1 protein-coding gene is annotated in these 1,391 nt (G+C 66.6%); it reads left to right on the top strand.

Annotated elements, in window-relative coordinates; translation table 11 throughout:
- A partial coding sequence (locus tag JF545_RS19790) for a hypothetical protein (RefSeq protein WP_206944876.1) occupies positions 1–1,391 on the top strand: 1,391 nt, incomplete at both ends.

Below are 1,391 nucleotides of genomic sequence, written 5' to 3'. Positions count from 1 at the left end.
GCCACGCTGGCACCGGTATCGACCCTGGACGAAGACGGTCTGCCGGGCGGTATTGCCGGCGGTATCGAGGACGTGGCCGGCGAAGCGGTCACGGCCAGCGGCAGCCTGGGCTATGACTTCGGGGATGACGGGGCGGCCAGCAGCGGCGCCTTTAGCTGGAACACCAGTGGTCTGCCCAGCGTGACCAGCGGTGGTGAAGCGGTCACCTGGTCGGTGTCGGACGACGGTCTGACCCTGAGCGGTACCGACGCCTCTGGCGACACGGTGCTGACCGCCGTGGTGACCGACGTGGCCACCGGTGCCTACGAGGCGACCTTGCACCAAGGGCTCGATCACAGCGACGACAGCAAGGAAGACGATATCACCCTGTCGCTGGGGTACACCGTCACCGACAGCGACGGCTCCACTGCCGACGGCAGCCTGGCCTTGGTGATCGACGACGATATGCCGGTGGTGAGCATCACCGGTCCTGACGAAGCGGATCCGGACGGTGGTCTGAGCGGTGGCTGGACGACCTCCGGCGGTGGCGATGGTCAGGGTGAGGTGGTGATCACCGTGCCCGGCGACACCACCGAGTATGCGCCTGGTGATGACATCACGACCGATAGTGGCGTGTTGGTGGTCAACCCGGATAACACCTGGACCTACACCCCGGACAGCGGTGACGAGGGCGGCGAACTGCCGGGCTTCGTGATCAGCGTGACCGACGGCGATGGTGACGTGGTTACCGGCAGCTACACGCCGCCAGCACCCGACACCGTGCCGACCACCCCGGACGCCGATGGCGATCCTGCCACGCTGGCACCGGTATCGACCCTGGACGAAGACGGTCTGCCGGGCGGTATTGCCGGCGGTATCGAGGACGTGGCCGGTGAAGCGGTCACGGCCAGCGGCAGCCTGGGCTATGACTTTGGTGATGACGGGGCGGCCAGCAGCGGCGCCTTTAGCTGGAACACCAGTGGTCTGCCCAGCGTGACCAGCGGTGGTGAAGCGATCACCTGGTCGGTGTCGGACGACGGTCTTACCCTGAGCGGTACCGACGCCTCTGGCGACACGGTGCTGACCGCGGTGGTGACCGACGTGGCCACCGGTGCCTACGAGGCGACCTTGCACCAAGGGCTGGATCACAGCGACGACAGCAAGGAAGACGATATCACCCTGTCGCTGGGTTACACCGTGACCGATAGCGACGGTTCCACTGCCGACGGCAGCCTGGCGTTGGTGATCGACGACGATATGCCGGTGGTCAGTATCACCGGTCCTGACGAAGCGGATCCGGACGGCGGTCTGAGCGGTGGCTGGACGACCTCCGGCGGTGGCGATGGTCAGGGTGAGGTGGTGATCACCGTGCCCGGCGACACCACCGAGTATGCGCCCGGCACGCCCATCGA

Origin of the sequence: Halomonas litopenaei, assembly GCF_017303055.1 — a bacterium.
Taxonomy (GTDB): Bacteria; Pseudomonadota; Gammaproteobacteria; order Pseudomonadales; family Halomonadaceae; genus Halomonas; species Halomonas litopenaei_A.
This window is presented reverse-complemented; position numbering and strand designations above follow the sequence as displayed.